This window comes from Cyclobacterium sediminis (genome assembly GCF_054781075.1).
On the sequence record NZ_BAAGVC010000003.1, the window covers coordinates 144,343 to 166,773 of the forward strand.

General features: G+C 38.0%; 16 protein-coding genes. 6 read left to right on the forward strand and 10 right to left on the reverse strand.

All coding sequences use genetic code 11. From position 1 onward, the window contains the following. Window positions 1-407: 407 nt before the first annotated feature. Window positions 408-3,281 carry a PD-(D/E)XK nuclease family protein gene (locus tag ACYVHJ_RS03005; RefSeq protein WP_460512426.1) on the reverse strand — a complete coding sequence of 958 codons (2,874 nt, stop codon included), beginning with the start codon at window positions 3,279-3,281 and terminating at the stop codon, window positions 408-410. After that, window positions 3,282-6,494: a UvrD-helicase domain-containing protein gene (locus tag ACYVHJ_RS03010; RefSeq protein WP_460512429.1), complete on the reverse strand. Its 3,213-nt coding sequence runs from the start codon at window positions 6,492-6,494 to the stop codon at window positions 3,282-3,284. 224 nt (window positions 6,495-6,718) lie between these two features. Here ACYVHJ_RS03010 and ACYVHJ_RS03015 point away from each other — a divergent pair, with 224 nt between their 5' ends. Further along, window positions 6,719-7,435: a YdcF family protein gene (locus ACYVHJ_RS03015; RefSeq protein ID WP_339902018.1), complete on the forward strand. Its 717-nt coding sequence runs from the start codon at window positions 6,719-6,721 to the stop codon at window positions 7,433-7,435. Between the two features lie 23 nt (window positions 7,436-7,458). Here ACYVHJ_RS03015 and ACYVHJ_RS03020 read toward each other — a convergent pair whose 3' ends face one another. From ACYVHJ_RS03020 to ACYVHJ_RS03030, 3 genes are all read right to left on the reverse strand, one after another. Further along, on the reverse strand, window positions 7,459-7,917 hold the full coding sequence (locus ACYVHJ_RS03020; RefSeq protein WP_339902019.1) for a CBS domain-containing protein: 459 nt from the start codon (window positions 7,915-7,917) through the stop codon (window positions 7,459-7,461). 235 nt (window positions 7,918-8,152) lie between these two features. Further along, window positions 8,153-8,899, reverse strand: coding sequence for a copper homeostasis protein CutC (locus tag ACYVHJ_RS03025; protein ID WP_460512432.1), 747 nt, complete (start codon window positions 8,897-8,899; stop codon window positions 8,153-8,155). 14 nt (window positions 8,900-8,913) lie between these two features. Beyond that, entirely contained in the window at window positions 8,914-9,903 is a 990-nt protein-coding gene (locus ACYVHJ_RS03030; protein WP_460512434.1) for an isoaspartyl peptidase/L-asparaginase family protein, read from the reverse strand. Window positions 9,904-10,183: 280 nt separating this feature from the next. On the opposite strand from ACYVHJ_RS03030, the gene ACYVHJ_RS03035 reads away from it, so the two are divergent. The 4 genes from ACYVHJ_RS03035 to ACYVHJ_RS03050 all read left to right on the forward strand — a co-directional run bounded on the left by ACYVHJ_RS03035 (window position 10,184) and on the right by ACYVHJ_RS03050 (window position 16,545). Next, window positions 10,184-11,428, forward strand: coding sequence for an ROK family protein (locus ACYVHJ_RS03035; RefSeq protein ID WP_339902021.1), 1,245 nt, complete (start codon window positions 10,184-10,186; stop codon window positions 11,426-11,428). 25 nt (window positions 11,429-11,453) lie between these two features. Continuing rightward, the gene (locus ACYVHJ_RS03040; protein WP_460512437.1) at window positions 11,454-13,781 is read left to right on the forward strand and encodes a glucosamine-6-phosphate isomerase; all 2,328 of its coding nucleotides are present in this window, start codon (window positions 11,454-11,456) and stop codon (window positions 13,779-13,781) included. Window positions 13,782-13,943: 162 nt separating this feature from the next. Then, window positions 13,944-14,843 carry an ROK family protein gene (locus tag ACYVHJ_RS03045; protein WP_339902023.1) on the forward strand — a complete coding sequence of 300 codons (900 nt, stop codon included), beginning with the start codon at window positions 13,944-13,946 and terminating at the stop codon, window positions 14,841-14,843. A gap of 325 nt (window positions 14,844-15,168) precedes the next feature. Continuing rightward, window positions 15,169-16,545 carry a vanadium-dependent haloperoxidase gene (locus ACYVHJ_RS03050; protein ID WP_460512441.1) on the forward strand — a complete coding sequence of 459 codons (1,377 nt, stop codon included), beginning with the start codon at window positions 15,169-15,171 and terminating at the stop codon, window positions 16,543-16,545. A gap of 7 nt (window positions 16,546-16,552) precedes the next feature. Here ACYVHJ_RS03050 and ACYVHJ_RS03055 read toward each other — a convergent pair whose 3' ends face one another. The 5 genes from ACYVHJ_RS03055 to ACYVHJ_RS03075 all read right to left on the reverse strand — a co-directional run bounded on the left by ACYVHJ_RS03055 (window position 16,553) and on the right by ACYVHJ_RS03075 (window position 21,541). Further along, on the reverse strand, window positions 16,553-17,116 hold the full coding sequence (locus ACYVHJ_RS03055) for a DUF1349 domain-containing protein (RefSeq protein WP_339902026.1): 564 nt from the start codon (window positions 17,114-17,116) through the stop codon (window positions 16,553-16,555). A gap of 333 nt (window positions 17,117-17,449) precedes the next feature. Beyond that, entirely contained in the window at window positions 17,450-18,496 is a 1,047-nt protein-coding gene (locus ACYVHJ_RS03060; RefSeq protein ID WP_339902027.1) for a hypothetical protein, read from the reverse strand. A 384-nt stretch (window positions 18,497-18,880) separates the two neighbouring features. Further along, the gene (locus ACYVHJ_RS03065; RefSeq protein WP_460512444.1) at window positions 18,881-19,609 is read right to left on the reverse strand and encodes a sulfotransferase-like domain-containing protein; all 729 of its coding nucleotides are present in this window, start codon (window positions 19,607-19,609) and stop codon (window positions 18,881-18,883) included. 2 nt (window positions 19,610-19,611) lie between these two features. Beyond that, window positions 19,612-20,523: an aminotransferase class IV gene (locus ACYVHJ_RS03070; RefSeq protein WP_460512448.1), complete on the reverse strand. Its 912-nt coding sequence runs from the start codon at window positions 20,521-20,523 to the stop codon at window positions 19,612-19,614. A 52-nt stretch (window positions 20,524-20,575) separates the two neighbouring features. Continuing rightward, complete coding sequence (locus ACYVHJ_RS03075; protein WP_460512451.1) at window positions 20,576-21,541, reverse strand: Kelch repeat-containing protein; 966 nt, start codon at window positions 21,539-21,541, stop codon at window positions 20,576-20,578. Window positions 21,542-21,937: 396 nt separating this feature from the next. Between ACYVHJ_RS03075 and ACYVHJ_RS03080 the strand changes: the two genes are divergently transcribed. Continuing rightward, complete coding sequence (locus ACYVHJ_RS03080) at window positions 21,938-22,387, forward strand: carboxypeptidase-like regulatory domain-containing protein (protein WP_460512454.1); 450 nt, start codon at window positions 21,938-21,940, stop codon at window positions 22,385-22,387. Window positions 22,388-22,431: the final 44 nt, after the last annotated feature.

Genomic DNA, 22,431 nt, shown 5'->3' on the forward strand with positions numbered 1-22,431 from the left:
GTTCCCTTTTTCCAAAAAGATATTCCATGATTTATTTTTTATTGGCAGCAAATAATAGAAAAACGTGCCAAAATAAATGTTATCACTTGTTGTAATCAAGAAAAAACCCTGCCAATACTTCAATTTCAACCTAAAAATATTGATAATTTAATTCATTTGCGATTACATCCATAGGCTACTTTTTAATCCAATATCCAGTTTTTTTTAACCTATGTCGAATTACCTTTTTGGATTTGAATAAAGGCAAGATGGTTTTTACATTTTGTCAAATTGATCCTATTCCGCAAAAATAAGGAAATTGATAAATAATTTGACTTAGTATAAAACTATTCTAGGGAATAATTTCCTAGCAAAACCTAAAAACTTTTATAGGGATGAAAGAAATAAACCCATAGCTTTACTTACTCTCAACGCGAACAAATTTCTGCATAAGGGCAGTAATCACATTTTTTTAAGTCATTGGTTTGATCAAATACCTGATCCTGATCAAAAATCTCTTCAAGTGTGCTTTTCAAACTTGAAACATAATCCTCCCTATAAGCTGCATAGTCCTTCACTTCACTGTATTTTCTGTACCCGTAATTCTCTTGAAGATAGGGGTTAAAATCCTCCTTGAATATATCACGCAGGTTAAACAAGGCCGGTTTTAGAAAATATTGATTGTCCGGAAAGTTGGCCTCATACAGCAATCCATAAAAGAAGGTCTGCATGGCCGCCTTATTTCTATCAGAACTGTCCCTGTCAAACATACTTTCTACCGACTTAAAAGTCTTTTTATCTTGTCCGGATTTATAGTCTATTAATCGTACCGTATCACCAATCCTATCCACCCGATCTATGATTCCGCCCAGTGCGATAGTTAGTTCTTCCCCATTGGAGTTTATTGGGACAAATGCACGGTATTTTTTATCGGCTTCAAGTGAGATTATTTCAAAGGGAGCAGACAGTCTATCTTTCAATAATACCCCCTGTAAATATTTCTGCAAAACATCTCTGGCTATCACAAGCTGCCCTGTAAGCTGAGGGTTTTCTCCTTCTAGGAAATATTGTTCCATGATTGCTTTCATCACGGCAGGATAAACAAAGTCATTCAACTCCTCAATATCACTTACCTGAAGCACCTTACGCTTTTTCCTTTCTATATATCCCATGTACAAGTTCTCCAATGACTTGTGAACAAGATTACCAAATATAGCCGGATCCACTTCTTCTTGCACCTCTTCAGGAACATCAATCCCTGCTATATAGCTAAGGTAAAATTTTAATCTACAATCCAGCCAAACATTAAGGGCAGAGGGTGAGAAAGACAGGGGTTCCCATTCACCATATAAAGGCTTGGTATACCTCCTAAGGTGATCCATGATTGACTTGTCCTTCTCAATTACAATGGCTCTGGTTGGTGATAAATTAACAGGAATATGGGTGATGGTATCTTCCTTCTGGACGCCATCCTGATTCATCTCTATTTGAAGCTGATGAATGTACCGACTTTTCTCATTGACCTTACCTTGCTCTCCCGCAGTGGTATAAAGCAAATGAACCTCTTGGGCTTCATGCAAAAGTCGATAAAAGGTGTAAGCATATATGGCATCATTTTGCTCTTGGATAGGCATACCAAAAGCTTTGCGCAAATTAAAAGGAATCATGGAGTTCATGGAATTGGATGGAGGAAAACTTCCCTCATTCATATTACAAATGATAACCCTTTTAAAATCCAAGTTTCTAGACTCCAGCACTCCCATCAACTGCAAACCTTGCAATGGTTCGCCTTTAAACGGAAGTTTGATTTCTCCGAAGACTTGTTTAAAAATCCTTAATAAAAAGGCAATATTAACCTCCTCTTTGATCTCTTTATCCACTATCACCTTTAACCTATTCATTTGTTTGAAACACTGAAATAGGTAGGTTCGCTCCATGGTATTTTCCTCCAAGGAATCAGCCAACATCTTAATTAAACCTAATATATCATCCATCAAGGTAGCCGTAGTCATTGGCTGAAAAACTTGGGCAAACAATGCCCCACCTTCCTTTAAGACCTTCGAAGACACGTACAAGGTGTTGTTTCTGGAAAATTCATCAATTAAATGTTGAGAAAATTCCGGTGCAAGATCATATAAATAAACAGTGGACAATAATTCCTTGACAGGCTTGTAATAAAACATCAACTCCTCATTCACTATTTTACTATACCTCTGCAAATCAACCACAGCTTCCAAAAATGTAAAAATGGGGGTATGCTTGACCGGATAACCCATCGTGACATTCACCTTATTCACATTATCGGGCAAAAGGTTTAGGACAGGAAAAAGAAGTTGTTCATCAGGTAGAATGACCACTGTCTCTTCCCAGTTTTCTTCCTTCTGGGGTATGGCTTCCAATATCGCCCCCACCATATTGGCCTGGTTAATTTTTAAAGGAACGGCATAGGTTTTAACTTGTCTTTCTTTCTCAACAATTTTGTTTGGAGTAATTTCAGGAAAAGTAGGCCCTAGGATTTTATCTTTTTTATAATCCCTAAAAAACATACCTGCTTCCTGGCTGCTCGCATTTAGGTAATATTGGTCAATATCCCAATAGATCTCTGCTCCAAAATTTTTAACAAAATGCTTGATGAGTTTTTCCTCTGCCCCTGTAAAAGCATTGAAACCTACAAAGACAGTCTTCATTTCAGAGGGAGGAACATTGTCCAAAGTTTCTACTACCTCCCGATAAATACTCCCCCCGTAGGCTAAGCCCAATGTTTTTAAGGAAGAATTAAAGCCTTGATACAAGGGAAATAGAACATCCCAAAATCTAAGGAATTTCTCTTGGTGAAACCTATCTCTACTTTCAAATGAAGCCCAAAAGGCCTGAATCAATTCGATTTGGTCCGGAGAAAGGAAACTCCAGTCGCTTTCTAGTATTTTTTGTTCCTTTAAATTGACAAAAAGTTTTTCAGGGTTGACCAAAAATTGATCCAGATCATTAAAATCTTTAAGAATCATTTCACCCCAAAAGTAAAACCTATCAAAACCCTCTTCATTACCGGAAAGGGTTTTATAAACCTTGTACAGTTCATAAATCAAGCTTAATTTATCTGCAGGCCTTTTCCCAATAATATCATAGAAAAAATCTTCTATAGTGATCACCTTAGGCATATACGTAGGTCGAGAAACCAACTGCCCAAGATACTTTGTGAAAAACAAACCTGCCCTACGGTTAGGCAAGACCACCCGAATATTTTTAATATCTACGCTTCTCTTCAGTAATTCAGCCGCAGTTCGCTTTAAAAACCCTTCCATTTAAACAACTTTTTCTATTGTGCTACTTTCTATGTAACAGATATATCCATGTATTGGCATTCCTTTTTCAATGTCTTTTACAAGCTTAACATACTCCAAAACTTGTGAAGCATGAGCAACTCTCTTTTCACCGGTCTTAAAATCCACAACTACGATTTTCTCTTTATAATAAATAATTCTATCAGGCCGCTTGTGCTCACCACTCGAAAGGAATATGCCTTGTTCGGTAAGTACCTTTCCAGAGCCATCAAACCAAGAATTAAACATTTCTATTTGGCAAAGGTTGTGGAATTGACTTTCCAACAATTGTCTTTCCTCTTCAGTAATAGCCCCATCAAAAAACATACTTTGTAATTCAAGAAAAAACTCTTTCTTGGTCCGGGATTTTTCAATAATCCGATGAACGAGAACTCCAAAAGCTCTTTTTGTTACAATTTCTGAGGCTTCAAATTCTCCAAAAGCCTGCTTGACTTCCAGAGATTTTTCCCAAGGTTTGTATTTCCATACCATGGGTTGAGAAGGAGCCGAGGCTTCTTTTTTGGATTCATTCCGGTGCCAAGCCCCTAAATCAAATTCTTTTTCCTCATTGTTATAGTAGTTATTAAAAGCCAATAATTCATTTTCTTGGGCTCCAAATTGCATCACTTCGCGAAGTAGGTCAGCAACTGTCGTTAACTTATCCTTTTTATTTGGATTACTAAAAGGTGCCATTGCCATTAGCACCTCTTCTGCTCTGGTAAATCCCACATACAGCATATTTAGGCTATCGAGATGATTCATTAAATTCTCCTCTAAATATGCGGTTGAAAATGCCGAATCTTTTAATTGCGATCTCACCGACAAAGGCACTATCGCCGGAGGTAAGGCTGCATCCCAATCGTACTTGGTCCAAATAATGTTTTCTTTGCCCGTATCGAACAACTTCCAATCCAAGTAGGGCAATAGCACCACCTTGTATTGTAAACCTTTAGATTTATGGATGGTTTGAATACGGATAGCATCAAACTCCTCAGGAATTTTCACCGTTCTTTTATAGCCCTTTAGCTCCCACCAATTAAGGAAGCCACTTAAATCAGCCCTATTTTTGCCAATAAAATCATATACCGCTTCTTTGAAACCGGACAAGTAAGCAAGTTCCCCTGCTCCTTCATTCAAATCTACAAAATCGATGATTGCCTCCACCAAGTCCATGAGTGGCAACTTCCTGAAAACCGGTAGTTGTTGACAAAAACTTTCCTTTAAGCCCTTAAATTCCTCCGGCAAACTATCTTTTCTAAACAAAACATGGTTAAATGGGAGAGTTCTTATTCTGGCCAATTGTATCCAAAAGGTCTTTTCAGCCAGTGAGTCTTCCGCATCATTTACCATTCCTAAAGCCGCCAGAAGGCATTTTACAACAGATGCCTTGGTAAGAAACAATGCCTCATCTGATAATACATCATACCTGTAGCCGTTATCTCCGTTTTCTTCTGCATAAGACATCAAGGCATCTGCAATTTGAGCCGCCTGGTTATTTTTTCTCACCAAAATGGCGATGTCCTTCAATTGATAGCCCTGATCTAATAATTTCTCAATCTTCTCCGGTAATATATTCAATATTACATCGTCGTATTTGGTTTCCTTATCTGTCTCAATAAAAGACAGTGAAACCTTACCCTCTACTCCTTTGGCTTTTTGCCTCGGGGCAATTTTCTGCAATACATCGCCATAGGCCTTTTCTATTCGATCCATAGAGGCATCATCCAAGACTGTTCTTAAATGATCGCTAAGCAGTTTTGATAAATTTGAAAACAAAGTATTGTTAAAGGCTACAATATTGGGTAAACTCCTAAAATTGGTATCCAACTTTTTAACATCTATGCCAAAACCTCCAAGGTCATTCTCTACTTGCTCCATTAGCAAACGCATCTCACCACCTCTCCATCGATAAATGGATTGCTTGACATCTCCTACCACCAAATTGGTTTTACCCATAGAAAGCGTATTCAGTAAAAGCGGACGAAAACTCGCCCACTGAAAGCCGGAAGTGTCTTGAAATTCATCCAGCAAAAAATGTTGATAACGATTGCCTACTTTTTCATAAATAAACGGGGTGTCATTGTCACTTGTAATGGATTTTAGAAAATCATTTGTTTCTGAAATCAGCAGCAAATTCTCCTCTTCTTTCAATTCCTTCAACTCCCTTAATAAATAGCCAAATAAACCAAAGGTATACAAGTTCTTGGATATTGAGTCCAAGGTATTCCAGCTGCGTTTCAGGGGTTCAAACTGATGCAAAATATCACCTAATCCTTCTGCATAGGCCGATTCAATCGCAGTTTTAAGTTTACTTGTTTTGGTGTACCACTTTTCCGGTCCAAGGAGTAATTTTTCCTGGGCATCTGTAAGCGTTGGAATCGGATCTTCCTTTTTACCCAAATGATCAAATTTTTTACTGAAGGATTTAGATCCTCCGGAAAAATCTTCCCAAGAAAGACCGTTCTTATCACGGATGGCCTGAGCCGTACCCCTTAGTTCCAAGGCTTTATCAATAATAACCTGCTTCTGCCCAAATATAAATTCTTTGAATTCTTTATAAGTATCCGGATTCTCCAAAAAGGCTCCCACTTCTTTTTGAACAATTTTAAAGTCTTCTAAGAAGATCTTTTTTCCCAAATCCTCAATAGATTTTCTCAGGTCCCAAGATTTCCCTTCTGTAATCTTGCTGATAGAAAACTCCACCATCCATTTGTGTAGATCCGTGTCTTCTGCTACCCGCAACATCAGCCTGTCTACCATACGCGTCATGACACCATCCAGGTCTAGCTCAACATCAAATTTGGCTTGTAGGTCAATTTCTCTGGCAAATGCTCGAATGACTTTTTGGAAAAAACTATCAATTGTACTCACAGAAAAAGATCCAAAATCATGAAGGATAGTGGTCAAAACCTTAGCAGCCCTTGCAGACAATTCTTTGGGGGACAATTGCCATTTTTCTAAGAGCTCTTTGTGCATGGTTTCATCGGGGTCCACCCCTTCCTTAAGCCTTTTTAGTTCTTTGATAATCCTGTCCTTCATTTCTTGAGTAGCCTTATTGGTAAAGGTCACCGCTAGAATCCGGGTAAAAGCAGTGGGGGATTCAAGGGCCAACTTTAGGTAGGCAGTGGTGAGGGTATAGGTTTTCCCCGAACCTGCAGAGGATTTATAGATTTGTAAAGGAGCTTCAGTAATCATTTAAACCAATCATTTAAGGAATTAAAATGAGAAAAATATAAGCTTAAAATTTTCCTACAAAGTGAAGTTATGAAGAAAACTGTCAGACAATAACCAATTATTGAATAATTTTGAAAATGGCTGTCAATAAAAGCCCTTAAGCAAACTAAAAAAAATAAGCGTCAATGTTTTTTTATATCTCACAATTATTTAGTTTTTTGATAATGCCTTTTAATATTTGCTTAATGCTCATTCTTATAGGCTTTGTTTTTAAACAAAAATCTTGGGGTAAAACCCTATTACCTACCGGGATAATATTGCTTCTATTCTTTTCCAATGGCTATTTAGCCAATTGGGCGATATATAAATGGGAACCCCAACCCAAAGCGCTTTCTTCTTTGCCAAGCTATGAACTGGGCATAGTCCTGACCGGAGTCACCAACCTTAATATGCTCCCAAAAGACCGGACCTATTTTACAAGGGGAGCCGACAGAGCCACCCATACCGTACAACTGTATAAAATGGGGAAAATAAAGAAAATATTGATTTCGGGAGGTTTGGGCTATGATCCGGTTCACCCTCTATCAGAAGCAGAATCCTTAAGGGATTTCATGATCTGGGCAGGAGTGAAAGAATCGGACATTATTACAGAAACAAAAGCAGTAAATACAAGGGAAAACGCTTTATTTAGTGAGGAAATCATTAGATCAAATAAAATCCGACTGGAGCCCACAGATAAGATGCTCTTGATTACCTCCGCTTTTCACATGAAAAGAGCCAAAGCCTGTTTTTTAAAGGTTGGATTAAACCCCGATACTTTCCCTGTAGATTTTTATGGAAAAGTACCGAGGCTGAATTTTAAATCAATCGTTCAACCTGATGTAGGCTCACTGGTAGCTTGGCATAAACTAACCAAAGAATGGGTGGGATTAGCTGTTTACTCCCTTGTAGGGTATATTTAAAAAATGCTGGTTATTCACTTAACTTACCAAGTGGATGCCTTTAACTTAGGCATGGCTCTAACAATGTCACTAACGCTTATCTGACCTATTAACTTTCCGTCTTTTACCACAGGGAATCTTCTAATCTTCATGGTTAAAAACCGATCTGCTGCATCAAATATTGAAATTTCCGGTGGCAAGGTATAAACCTCTTTAGTCATATGCTCCGCTACCGATGCAGGAAACTTAGGCGTATTGGTGTATTGACCTTTAATGATTTCTTTAAGACAATCTCCTTCGGAAATCATACCTACAAGTCCACCATTATCATCCACTACCGGCGCCCCTGAAATTCTCTTTCTTGTAAGCACCGTTATGACATGATCTATGGTATCCTCTGCTCTAAAGGTGATCAAATTTGTGGTCATGAAATCCTTGACCAAAATAGGTTGATCACTAATTTTTGGTGGGGCTTGTCTTACCCCCTGAAAACTTTTTACCATCTTTATAGGGTTTATTGTGAGGGAATAATATATTAAATTTACCTCATAAAAACAAACTTTGACACCAAAAAAATTAAAACTATAAAATAAAAATAAGGTCAATCAAAAGTAAAACGACGATTCAATTAACCTTTTTATAATGTTATCCACCAAAAAACAATTGTTATTTTAGATTATGATCTATAACGATAAGCTCACCGTACTCCACTTTAAACCCAGAAGAACAATAAAAATCTTACAACTTTTTCAGATAAACCACCAGCTCCTCCACCAATTGGGGAGCTACAGTCAACACCATCCCTTCCGTCTCCTCCATTTGAGAGAGTCTTAAATGGTCATTGACACCCTCCATAGCTGAGGGCCTGAATTGCTTACAGGAAGCATGTATTTCTTTAAGTAATCCTGTCATATTTAAATCAGCTATGTCCTGAAGCATTAAACCTCCACCGGGCAAAATTACAACCCTATCTCTGGCTTGCATTAACAAATCTAAAATTAAAGGCATCCCTTCCATCACACTGTTTTCTCCTCCGGATGTCAATATTCTAGAAAACCCCAACTGGATGATCTCTTCTAAGGCACATTTCTTGTCTTCCAGCACATCAAAAGCCCTATGAAAGGTACAAGGCTTGCCTTCAGCGGCTTGGATCAATTGCAAGCAAGCCGCTTGGTTTACCTTTCCGGATTTATTCAAAATACCGAAAACAAATCCATCAGCTCCTTGTGACAAAAAAGATTTAACGTCTTCTTTCATGACCGTTATTTCCAACTCAGAATACACAAAATCACCTCCTCTTGGTCTGATCATAACAAAAATGGGGACATTAACCTTACTCTTTAACACCTTTAACAATCCCAGGCTTGGGGTAGTCCCCCCTTCTCCAAAATCAGCACATAGCTCAAGTCTGTCTACGCCATTTTCTACGGCAAGTAAAGCTGCTTCCAACGTATATACGGGAGACTCTAATAAAATATTCTTCATGCTTAGGTTCCTAATTATTTAAACCAACTTTTTGAATCAATCATGGCTTGTTCAGAGGCATGGTGCCGAGCAAAATTAAACCCGGGTCTAATAGCGTAAGCACCGAAATCACCTTCTTTATTCAAGGCGAGAAAACCAATCTGGGTATTGTCTATATCTTTACACTTACTGACTGCTCTTTTCACTGCTTCTTCACATGCCTCTTGTGGGGTTCTGCCCTGTCGCATCAATTCTACAATTAAAAACGAACCACAAATGCGAATAACTTCTTCTCCCAGCCCAGTGGCTGTGGCAGCTCCAACTTCTTCATCTACAAACAAACCAGCTCCTATAATAGGGCTATCACCTACTCTGCCATGCATCTTGTACCCCAGACCACTTGTGGTACAGGACCCTGCCAGCTTGCCGGAGGCATCCATACCAATCATTCCTATGGTATCATGATTTTCAACATTAATTATGGGTTTGTATTGGGCATTTTTTTTCCAATTTTGGTAGGCTTTTTCTGCACCGGCACTTAACTCCTCTTTTTCAATAGGCATTCCTTCCTGTATAGCAAATTGTCGTGCACCTTCACCGACCAACATGACATGAGGTGTTTTTTCCATAACCAGGCGAGCTAAAGTGATGGGGTGTTTCACTTGCCTTACAAAAGCAACTGAGCCACATGATCCGTCTCCTTTCATTATAGAGGCATCCAAGGTAACGATGCCTTCCCTGTCAGGAATTCCGTTTAGACCTACTGAAAGCACATTTTTGGCTATTTCCGTAACTTTAACTCCTTCTTCTACCGCATCCAATGCGTCACCATTGGTGGATAAAATACTCCAAGCTTTGTCGTTGGCTGCCATCCCATGATTCCAGGTGGACAATACTTGAGCACTCTTCTTATTATTGTTATTTATTTTTGCGGTATCAGCAATTGCTTTTACCTGATTTGCAAAAGGACTAATAACCAATGAAGAAAGTAATGCTTTATGAAGAAATTCCCGTCTGCTTTTCATAGATTTTTTTTATTTCTTACTTATTTTTGAAAAAGTTTTGAAACAAACATGATTATTTTTTTTGAAAAATTGACAGGTAAAAGGCATTTATTTTAAAATAAATTAATCCACGAAACCTATCCATTATAGCATTTTCAAGCTTTTTCCCCTTTATTTTGTTGGGTACAGGCGAATAAATATTAAGTGAAATTAACCATTGCTTATTAGAAAATGTAGATTTTTTTATTTAAGTTGCCTTAATTAAATAAAATTTTTATTATTTTGCATCAAAGTTTATCCTATGAATTTAATAGACCCGAAGATTGTCCTGGATAAGAAGGAAGGTGTAGTTGAAATTAAGAACTATATCAACAAATTAAAGATAGTAAAAGAGCTGTATACACTAGGCAATAATACTGCCAGTAATATCTGCCAATTGGTAGGCATAAGTCTACCCACCGTAAATCTTTTACTGACAGACTTATTAGAAGAGAAAATTATAATCAAGGAAGGCCGAGGGCAGTCCCAGGGAGGGAGAAAACCTGATCTTTACGGTCTTGCACCTGATTCATTTTATATATTGGGTATAGACTTGAATAGGTTTGGTGCAAAGGCAGCCATCTACAATACCAAAAATGAAAAGGTAAGTGATATAAAATCCATTAAACTGTCTCTTAATAATGAACTAGAAACCTTGGATGCAATTTATGATTTTTCAATGAAAATCATCCATTCATCCGAAATTCCAGAGGAGAAGGTAATAGCGGTAGGAATTAGTATGCCCGGATTAGTCGACAGTGTTTCGGGTGTAAATCACACCTACCTAAAATCGGGCAAAAAGAACTTGAAAGATCAGTTGGAGGAAAAATTTTCCCGGAAAGTATTCATAGAAAATGACGCAAGAGCAAAAACTCTTGCTGAGTTTAAATTTGCCAACAAAGGTTCCAATAAAAATGTGATGGGAATTTTTGTTGATTGGGGAATAGGGCTTGGAATTATCATAGACGAAAAACTTTATCGGGGATACTCAGGATTTGCTGGTGAATTCAGTCATTCTCCCTTGTTTGATGCCAAAGAAATAAGTTGCACCTGTGGCAAAAGGGGCTGCTTAGAAGCAGTTGCTTCCGGTGGGGCAGTAGTTCGGTTGGCTAAGGAAGCCATATTACTGGACAAAGACTCGATTCTGGCAAAGTTAAGTAATGGTAAGGAAGAGAATCTAGAACCTTCCACTGTTGTAGAAGCAGCGATTGCCGGGGATCAAAGGGCCATCAGTATTTTATCTGATGTGGGGCTTGATTTAGGCCGCGGTATTGCCATATTAATACAGTTGCTCAACCCTGAGTTGATCATATTAGGAGGGGCAATAGCAGAGGCCAAGCAGTACATTACTACACCTATTCAACAAGCCTTAAATATTTATAGTATGGCCAAGTTAAGAGAAAAAACTTCAATTGAGCTTTCTCAATTAGGTATGGAGGTAGGGCTCAGAGGAGCTATTGCCATAGTTAATGAGCATATATTTGAGGACACTATTAATTCACAATAAATTAAAACAAAATAGATACAAGCATATGTTAGCGAATTATCCACTTTCCAAGACCGAAGAGGCCTTCTTTAAAGATTCAGATGTAGAGAAGATCACTACCAAAATACCCTATCTTACGGTTGATAATTTCCCAAAATTGGGACTCCTTACTGCCTGCAGATTTTTGGAATGGGCCTCTACTAACCCTGAAGGGGTCATCAGTCTTCCAACAGGAAAAACTCCGGAATACTTTATCAAGTGGACCAAGTTTCTTCTTGAAAACTGGGAAGAGAAGAAAGGCCTGGAAATAAGAAAAAAATACGGTTTAATTGACTGCAAAAAGCCGGTATTAAATGGCTTACACTTTGTGCAGATTGATGAGTTTTACCCTATTTCTGCAGAACAAAACAATAGCTTTCACCATTATGTAAATAAGTTTTATATTGAGGGCTTTGGTCTGGATCCAAAAAAAGCATTACTAATCAATTCGGATGAAATAACACTTGCTGAAGGCAAAAGTTACAAGGAAATATTTCCGGATTCTAAAGTAGACTTATCATTACGTTTCAGAGAATACAAAACTCCTTTGGAAAAACTTCAACAAGAATCTATCTACTTGATTGACCAGTGGTGTGGGAAATATGAAGCTAAAATCCGTGAAAAAGGAGGAATCGGATTCTTTTTAGGAGGGATTGGCCCGGATGGTCATATTGCCTTCAACACCCGTGGTTCGGATATCTTTTCTACTACCAGACTTACAGAGACCAACTTTGAAACTCAAGCCGTAGCAGCAGGTGATTTAGGTGGGATAGAAATATCTGCAAACCGTTTGGTTATTACTATTGGTTTGGACACCATAGTTCATAATCCTGATGCTGTAGCCATTATCATCGCAGCAGGGGAAGCCAAAGCGGGCATAGTGAAGGAATCTTTGGAACAATCCATGACCAATATTTATCCGGCAACTGTATTGCAGAAACTAAAGAATGGAAGGTTCTATATTACAAAAGGTGCCGGTTCAAAATTAACAGATAGTACTGACCAATACTATTTTAAAGGGGAATGGACGGATACAAAAACGGAACGTTCAGTATTGGAACTTTGCAAGAAACTTCAAAAATATGGTCATAGAATCACTCTTGAAGATTTAAAAGAAGACAAATACACCAGTCTGATACCTGACTTGAACGAGCATACGGTAAAAAATGTAATCAAAAGCATTAGTGAGAAAATAGATAGGGGGATGAAGGAAGAGAAGAATGAAGTATTTCTCCACACCGGTCCTCACCATGATGATATTTCACTAGGCATTTTACCTCAGATCACCAAGCAATTGCATGAGATCAGCAATGATGCTCATTTTGCTGTCTTGACCTCAGGTTTCACCGCTGTGACCAACACTTTTGTTATAGAAACCTTAAGAAGCACTAAAAGATTTTTGGACAACGGTAGGATTCAAATGGTTAACTTTGAGGATTTTTATACCTCAGGCTATAAATTAAAGATGGACAAAGATGTGTACCATTACTTAACCAATGTAGCCTCAGATAATGCCGAAGAAAGACTAAGAGGCCTATGCCACCGGTTGGTAAGGGCAATAGTTTTCACCTTTGGTATCAAATCTACTCAAGAACTAAGAGAACAAATTAACGAGATCATAACAGTCCTTAAAAACTCTTATGATGGAGAGAAGAACCCTAAAAACATACAGACCTTAAAAGGAATGATTAGGGAGTTTGAGGAAGAACTTGTATGGGCTCATTTTGGCGTTCAGGTAAAAAATGTCCACCACCTAAGATTAGGCTTCTACACAGGGGATATCTTTACCGAGCAGCCGGACAAGAAACGGGATGTTGAACCTATTTTGAATATGCTTAGAGAAATTAAGCCTACTAAACTTAGTTTAACATTAGACCCTGAAGGCAGTGGCCCAGATACGCATTATAAAGTATTACAAGCAACTGCTGAAGCTGTAAGGCAGTGGAGCTTAGAAGAAGACTTAAGTGATTTCAAAATCATTGGATACAGGAATGTCTGGTTTAAATTTGATGCTGCAGAATCTAACGTTATTGTACCTGTTTCTTTAGGAGACATATCGGTCATGGAAGATTCCTTCTCAAATTGCTATTTGAGTCAGGTAAATGCCTCATTCCCAAGTTATGCACACAATGGTAAATTCAGTACCCTAGCAAAAAACACCTGGGTAGACCAATTAAGTGATGTGCAACTTCTCCTTGGTAAAAACTATTTCTACCAACATCAATCTGCGAAAGTTAGATCCAGCCATGGCCTGATATTTTTCAGGGAAATGGATGTTGAAGACTTCTTGGTTGAAGCTAGAGAATTAGAAAAATCAACCGAAGGTATGCTTTAATACACTTCGTTAATTTAATCAAATTCGTCTGTGAAAAATTTTCATGGACGAATTTGATACTCAATATCGAAAAGATTGACACAATGTCTTTGCGCCATTGGAGATCAATTAGAAGGTTAATATTAATGGTAATCAGGTATATCCTGAAATTTTGGGAGTAAAATGAAAGTAAACAATATGGTACTAGGTTTGGACATCGGGGGTACTAAAATTAGTTCAGGATTATTTAGAAATGGAAGCTTGACAGATAGCAGGGAAATAAAAACTCCTGCGAAGTCCCCAAAAGACGAAATCCTAGAAACCATTTCCCAACAAGTCGAAGCCTATAGACATTTTAATTTTAAGGCCATAGGGATAGGGATTCCAGGTTTGGTCGACCCAACTAATGGTATTATTTATAACTTGGCAAATATTCCTTCTTTCCATAATGTTAACCTAAAAAAATATTTGGAAGAGAAGTTTGGAGTTCCTGTGGCCATTAACAATGACGCCAATTGTTTTGCCTTGGGAGAGTATAAATTTGGCGCTTCCAATATCCACAAACATGTTATCGGCATCACCTTAGGCACAGGTATCGGTACAGGGATAATAGCCAATGGTCATTTGTATACGGGCAAACTTTGTGGAGCAGGCGAATGGGGAGCGATACCTTATTTGGATGGAACCTTTGAAGACTATTGTGGCAGTAAGTTTTTCAAAGAAAAACACCATATTAGTGCTAAAAAATTAGCAAAAAAAGCCAGTGAAGGTGATCAAGAAGCCATCAGGATATTTTATGATTTTGGAAAACATATTGGGGCACTTATTTACAGGCTGTTGTTAACTTTTGCACCTGAAGCCATAGTGCTTGGTGGTTCAATAAGAAAAGCCTTCCCTTATTTTGAAAAAGGAATGCAAGAAATAATTGATGCTTTCCCCTACCTACCTATCTCGGAAAATTTAAAAGTTTACGTTTCTGGTTCAAATGATTCAGCCATACTTGGCGCTATCTCTTTGGTAGAAGAAAATAAATACCTGGTAAATATGCAGAATAATGTAAATGCTAGCAACCCAATTGCTTAAGGATTTTTATAACCTGAATGTAGCTAAAATAATATTTTCTGTTTACGTTTAATAAGCATTCATATCCCTCCCTATCGGAGGGATTTTTTTATATTAATTAACAGATACACCTTTTGTCTTAATCTGAATAATCCTCTTTCACATCTTAATCAAACTAAACAAATAATTATCAGTCTGATACATTAGACCTGTAAAAGGCACCATTCCTAAACTTCCCAAATCCTTCCTATAAAATATTTCTGTTCTTAATTTAGATACAAAGATCAAATTGGATATTTGCCTTTAACCATTTTTTAAATATATTTAAAACACAATTTTACCCAATATGTCAAAAAAGCAAAACCCTATAATTCTTTCTTTACTTTTTCTAAGCCTTACCAGCAATTTATTTGCACAAAAAGCCTCTGCTGAGAAGGAAACATTTGTTCGAGACAAGATGATCGAACACCTGTTCTCCATAACAGATATAATGGTTACTGATGTCACTAGCCCTCCGGGAGCGGCCAGGTTTTACAGTTACTCTTTATTGGCCGCCTATTTGGCCTATAACAATAATGGGAATTTAAATGACTTACCAATGGTTAAGCATTTCAATGCGCCGCTGCCTGATTTAGAGCCCGAAATGGCGCTTGAAAAAAATAATATCAGCCTGGCATTTGCCGGTACCTATGCAATGCTGGAGGTGGGTAAAAAGATTATGCCCTCAGGAAAAAAGCTTAGTGCAGCCCAAGAGGATTTGGTTCATCACTATTCAAAAAACAGACTCCTAAAGAAAAGAGAAATCAGACAAGGCATAAACTATGCTGAGAGTATTGCTTCAATAGTATTGGAATACGCCAGAAAAGATGGATACTTGCAATTAAGCACCTTAAAAAGATATAGCCCTACCAAGGGTAAGGGTAAATGGTATCCTACACCTCCTGCTTATTTGGCAGCCATAGATCCGGAATGGAGAACAATCAGACCATTTTTTATCAACAGTGCAGACGCCTTCAGCCCAGCCCCTCCTGCAGCTTACTCAGAAAACGAGAATAGCTCATTCTTCAAACAATTAACAGAAATCTATGAAGTCACTTCCAACTTAACAGAGGAGCAGCAATTAATCGCAAACTTTTGGGATTGCAACCCCTTTAATGTGTCTTACAGTGGACACATGGCCATTGGACTAAAGAAAATTTCTCCGGGCGGCCACTGGATGGGGATCACAGGTATTGCCAGCCAAAAAGCAGCACTAGACTTTAAAGAAAGCCTCTATATACACACTCTTGTGGCCTTGGGCCTTCACGATGCTTTCATTAGTTGCTGGGATGAGAAGTATAGGAGTGACCGGATACGGCCTCTTACAGCCATCAACAGGCTTATCGATGAGGAATGGCGCCCCATCTTGCAAACGCCTCCTTTTCCGGAATACACCAGTGGACATAGTGTAATCTCTAAAACCTCCGCTGTTCTACTCACCTCCTATTTTGGTGATAATTTCAAGTTTATTGATACCTCAGAGGTTTATTTCGGCTTACCAGAACGTGCATTTGACTCCTTTTTAATTGCATCCAATGAAGCTGCAATTTCAAGATTGTATGGAGGCATTCATTTCAGAGATGCCATAGAAGTAGGCATGAAACAAGGAGAGAATATTGCCCAATATATACTGGAACAAATCAAGACAAATCCAAATCGCCTAAGCAGTGATGTTGGAAAATAAATTATTCCTATTTAGTTTCTGATATTTTAAAATCATTCACTACAAGCTCAAAGCCTTTGCCTTTCGGAGATGCAGCCATAAAACCTATTCGCAATGAAGGTGCAGGTGGGAAATAAGCCTGTCTTAGCAACTGAAAATCCTTACCATCTAAACTGTAACTGATCTCCACATAATCGTTTCCCCTTATTGCTTTGATATAAAAAGCGGATGGGCTATCATTTAGTGCTACTACAGACCAATCTGAACCATCTCTTGTAACGACTGCACTGGCATTTTGGATGCCATCTACATATTCGATACCGGCTTTGATCCAATTTTCATCATCCAATAAGATCATTAGACCGGCTTGATCATAAAGAGCCGTATAATTCCCGGTAAATTGAACCAGCAACTCAAAGTCTCCGGTTTGATCCGTATGTAAAAAATGACCGGAGTTTTTGATAAATCCATAATGGGTTTTTCTCCAAAAATCTGTTTCTGCATCAGTCATCAAAGACAATATACCTTTTTCCTCAGACCATTGCTTTGGAGGATTCATCCAGTTGAAATCACGTCTTTTTATAGTAAGCATAGCTTATAAATTTCTAGTTAATATATAATTTAATGGATTTCTTGTAAATCTCCCTGTGACAATCCGTTAGATTTACATTGAATTAGCTAACATAAAAATTTAGGCGTTTTTCTGAAAATTTACCTCCATACAGTACCAGTGTCAGCCTTCCACTGTTTCAATACTCCTTTACCCTAGGACATCCTCAATGCAAACTTAAATCATTGAAAGGTCCATTTATCCAAAGCTTTCCTTGATAAAAGTAAAAAAGGAAAACAAGAACAAATAATGCCCATTTTCCTTTTTATATATTATCCTATTTGTAAACCTCCTGGATCATCAAACTGAGAATTATCAATTCACATCGATAACCATCTTCCCTAAAGAAACCACAATCTTCAACAGTCTATCATTGATGCCTTTTCTGGCGTTGGCAAAGGAGTCTTTGTTATAACAATCGGTATAGTCACTTAGATGTAAAAAGAGTTTGCTTCCGCCTTCGGTTAGTTCCACACTGATCTTCAAACCACTGCTATAATCCAGCTGGACAATATCCATCTGCCTTAGTTCCGGCTCACTTTTTCTACCTGTAAGCTTATTAAAGAACAGCTGTTTTTTATAATCGGAAATACTAACCAACTCCTCATGCATGGCGTCTGAAGGAGGCTTTGTCCTGAATCTATCAAATATTTTCTTGTTTTCACCTTCTGAAGTAATATTGAAGGTTTTTTCTCCATACAGTTTATACCTGATTTGAAGGTCAACATGAAAATCAAAAAGGCTCTTTTCCTTGCCTTTCAATTCTTTCACCAATTCTTCAATCATTGAAATTTGAAGTTCAATGTTTTTATTTTTATCAAGATCCAGAATCACGTGATTTCTTTCATCGAAAGCCAAATAGGACTCAATAGGATCTTCTATTTCTAAAATCTTTTCTTTAAGGTCTTCATATCCGGCATGTGATTCTTTATATGCCCCATTATTTTTGGTTACAATTTTATCAATTTGCTGTGAAAGAACAATTCCCTTAATAACCAATTTTGTTTTTTCTTCATCCATGGAAGGAAAAGAGTTTCCGGCAAGAAAGGTATGGGTGAAAATTGCACCTTGCTGGTGGGCATTGAAAACCAAAAACCTTCCCTCCGCATTGGGGTAGCCAATAATGGTTCTGGATAAATCCGAATCAAAACCTATGACATAGTCATAATCCTGTCCTTTTATTTGATCCAAAGCCGGTAACAAAAACTTATAATTAAGGTTTTCTTCAGGGTTTTGTCCAGGAGTATAGAACATGGTTTCAATCTTTGTTTCTGAAACACACTTTAACCCTTTGGCAGTCTCTGGCAGATAAAGTAACCCTTTGGGCGTAATATTTACTTCTACAGGCTGGTCGTTTTCCATTTGTATACTTATTTCAATTTAGTAGGTGATACCTATTATGTATAAACTATTGATTTGCTAGCCCGGAGGATTACCTTTCATCTCTAAAATCCCAGGCGGAAGGAATAAGTATCAAAATTATGTTTTAATAAACGACAATGCAAGTAAGCACCCTAAGGTTTCTTAAATTATCTTGTAATAACTGGTCTCTCCCCTACTATTTCGAGAATTTTTAAAAAATATCTTCAAATTATACAGAGTTAGGATGTACCTATTTGTTCTAAGCTATTCGGAATTGCCGACAATTCAGATCAAACTAACACCGACTTAATAAATCGTACATATTTAAAACCAAATAATGGAAAAAGCATTTGTAAAAAAGTGCAAACAAAGTCCAAGCAATAACTAAAGGGCCTCTTGCAACAGCCTATCATAAATAGGTAAGCATTCATTTAAAATGGGAAGCAACCGATCCGGGAAAGCAATATTCCTTTGGCGGTAAGGCTGAAAACCTGTAGAAAGATGTACATTTTTATACCAATATTTGGCCCAGACACCGTCTTCGGGGATAGGCCCCTTTGACCAACGAAGCATTTCCTGATCAAATGGAATATCAATAAAATTACACAGTTTACGCAATTGAGCTTCCGGATCCTTTAATACCTTCTTGGCATCTAAAACCACAAATGGAAGGCGCATAGATTTAAAATATTCCAGCAATTTTAATTGTATGGCATATCCTATATCACTCATTTTAGGTTCCTCAATCACCGCTGAGAAGGACAATAACATCTCTTTGGGATCTCGTGTTAGAATGACATTTACTCCAGATTCCATAAATCCCCAGTCAAGCCCTATGAGGTGGTGACTCATGTGCTTATAGAAGGTCACAGGCTTTTTACCCGGTCTCTTCATTTCATCAATTACTTTCTCCCCCTTGATTTCCATGCTCGAAAGGATATCATCGGCCCCGGGATGAAGTGGTTTCGCCGGAGAGCAACTAAGATAATGTGCATACAAAGGTTCATCAACAACGTTTGTATCTTGCCGCTGCGCAAAACTATACATCAAGGCTGTGGAAATATTTCTAGGTCCCGACCATAGAAACACTTTCTTGTCATTCGTATCCGACATAATTATTTTAACTCTTCAACAATCAATCCTTCATAAAATTGGCGCAAATTGGAGGTAACAGGGCCACAACTTCCATTACCGATGGGTTTCCCATCGATTTTAACCACAGGAGTAAGCCCTCCAAAGGTCCCTGTAACAAAAGCCTCATCCGCACCATACACATCAAATAGGGAGAAGTTTTTTTGTAGGCATTTAATCCCATGCTGAGCACAAACCTTAATCACATTACCTCTGGTGATACCATTCATACAGTACTCCCCTGTAGATGTCCAAACTTCTTCCCCTTTCACCATAAAAAAGTTGGTCGCATTACAAGTTGAAACAAAGCCATTGACATCCAACATCAAAGCCTCATCTGCCCCTGCCTCTATTGCCTGGATCAAAGCTTGTACTTCATGGAGTTTGCTATGACAATTTAATCTGGGATCTAGGTAATCCGGGGAACCTCTTCTAATAGTGCTGGTAAAAAGGCTTATTCCTAGGTTTTTACTTTCCTCCGCTGCTGCTTTAAACTCTGCTATAATTACAAGATTAGGTCCGGAAATAGTAAGTCTTGGATCTTGAGAAGGCGTCTTTTTAATTCCTCGGGTCATCATGACACGGACATGGACATGGTCCCTCATCCCATTTATCTCAAGAGTTCGATGAACATTGGTTATCAACTCCTCTTTGGAGAATGGGATGTCAATCCCTATCACTTTGGCAGATTGCCAAAGCCTATTTAAGTGTTGATCAATAAATATAAGCTTTCCCTGATGCACCCTGAAAGCCTCCCATACGCCATCCCCTACCAAATAGCCGCTGTCAAAAACTGAAATCTTAGCCTCACTTCGATCATGAAACTTTCCATTGATTAAAATCTTGACAGTATCATTTCTGGCATCCTCCACTGCTTGATGTGTACCTTTTACCATAAGTTTTAATTAAATGTAGTACTATAAGCCAAATAATTTTTCAAAAAAAATCTTAATCTATAGCTAATTTTTCAATGCTATTCAACTCAGGGTTTCCTCCTCTATTTCCACACCCGGCAGCCAAATATACGTTTTCACTTATAGTTACTGCAGGAAATCCATGCCTCCCTCTATTTAATTGATTCAATAATTTCCATCCTTTTTTTGGATGAAAATATTCAACTTCAGCATGTGCTTTTACTTGGGCATCAGACTCTCCTCCAATCACCAAAAAACCTTCTTTATAAGGGATGGTAGTACTTCCTGCTCTTTCAGTTGGTAGGGGATAATTTTCTAGCGTTGTCCATTTTTCAGTAGAAAAATCATACACATCCAATTCCGGATAAGTAAGTTCAAACCCATGTCCTTCTTTCGCAAAAGAACGCCTTCCTCCTACTGCATAAAGCTTGTTGTCAACTACTACAGCTTGAAAATGATCCCTAAGCCTTGGCATGGAAGGTAGTGTTTTCCAAACTCCGGTTTTCGGATCATATTCATCCACATAGTCTCTATTGTCTGCCCAATGTCCATCTTGCGCACCACCTAAGAGGTAAAATTTATCCTTGTAGACCACTAGGCCTGCAGCTCCCCTTCTTCTATCCGCTGGAATCTCGTGACTTTTGGTCCAAGAATCCTGCTTCGGATCATATATATAGACATTTTCTACAGGTTTTTCATGTGGATAACCACCTGTAAAAGCACCAATGACATATATTTTTCCTTTATAACTTACCGCCTGAAAATGATGCATTTCGAGTGGCGTGTTTTTAAGCTTTGTCCAGTTATTATTGGCCGGGTCATAAACCTCCACAGGCTTATCTCCCCTTCCTCCAATTAAATAAAATTTCCCATTTACAGCTGCGCCGGAACATTCATGCCGTTCAGTACAGGTATCTTTAGGCTTTAGTGTTTCCCAGGTTTGCGCTTGAACAAGCGTTCCTAAAAGAGCCAATGCGAATGTAAAAACTAACTTTACCATAATTGATTTTTCTGGTTTGACTAATAATTATCCATTTACAAGTATAATACCTAAAATTACAAATTTTAATGGCCTCATTGACATTCCTTGAAAATAAAACAAGCTAGAAAACTAAAACTAAAGGTGTAAGTAGAATTAAGAGTCCACCTGTTGATGAGTTCCGTACGGGATTTCCATATAGAATTGATATCCGGAAAGTTTTTCGGTTTTAAAAAATTATATCACCTATACCACCTACTAATACCAATCTTATATTTTGTTATAATAAAGGTTAACAGATGTTAATACACCTAAATTGCAAATTTTACCTCATACTTTCGAAGACCCCATTTCTTTAAAACCATGAGGAATATCCCATTCTTTTATTTGACTTCATTACTATTTACTTGGTTTCCGATGCTAGCTAAAACGGATCCAATAGAACCCTTCCTTCTCAAAGGAAGGTTGCTTGATGTCCATACCATGCAACCTATTGATAATGCCCATATATATTGGTCAAAGGCTCAGGCAGTAAGTGACCAAGAGGGGAAATTTTCTATTAGGGTAAAAGAAAAAACTTTGCTTAGCATCACTCATATAGGTTATACCAAGACAAATTATTTGATAAATGATAAAAATGAAAGCCCCATCACTGTTTTTCTTAATCCGGCGGCAGTGGTACTGGATAAAGTAACTGTTGGTGTGTTACCTGATGAACAAACCTTTAAACAACAGATTTTAGCGGCCAAAGCTCCTTTCCACAGGCAAGATCAAATGTTAAACCCAAAATATGTAATAGACAATCTATTACGTGCTGAAATCGCTTCAAAACCAGCCACTTCGTTGCTGTTTTCAATTTCACCATAGCGGTGCTATGCTAAAATCTCCAAACAGCCTGATTTTCTTGCGAT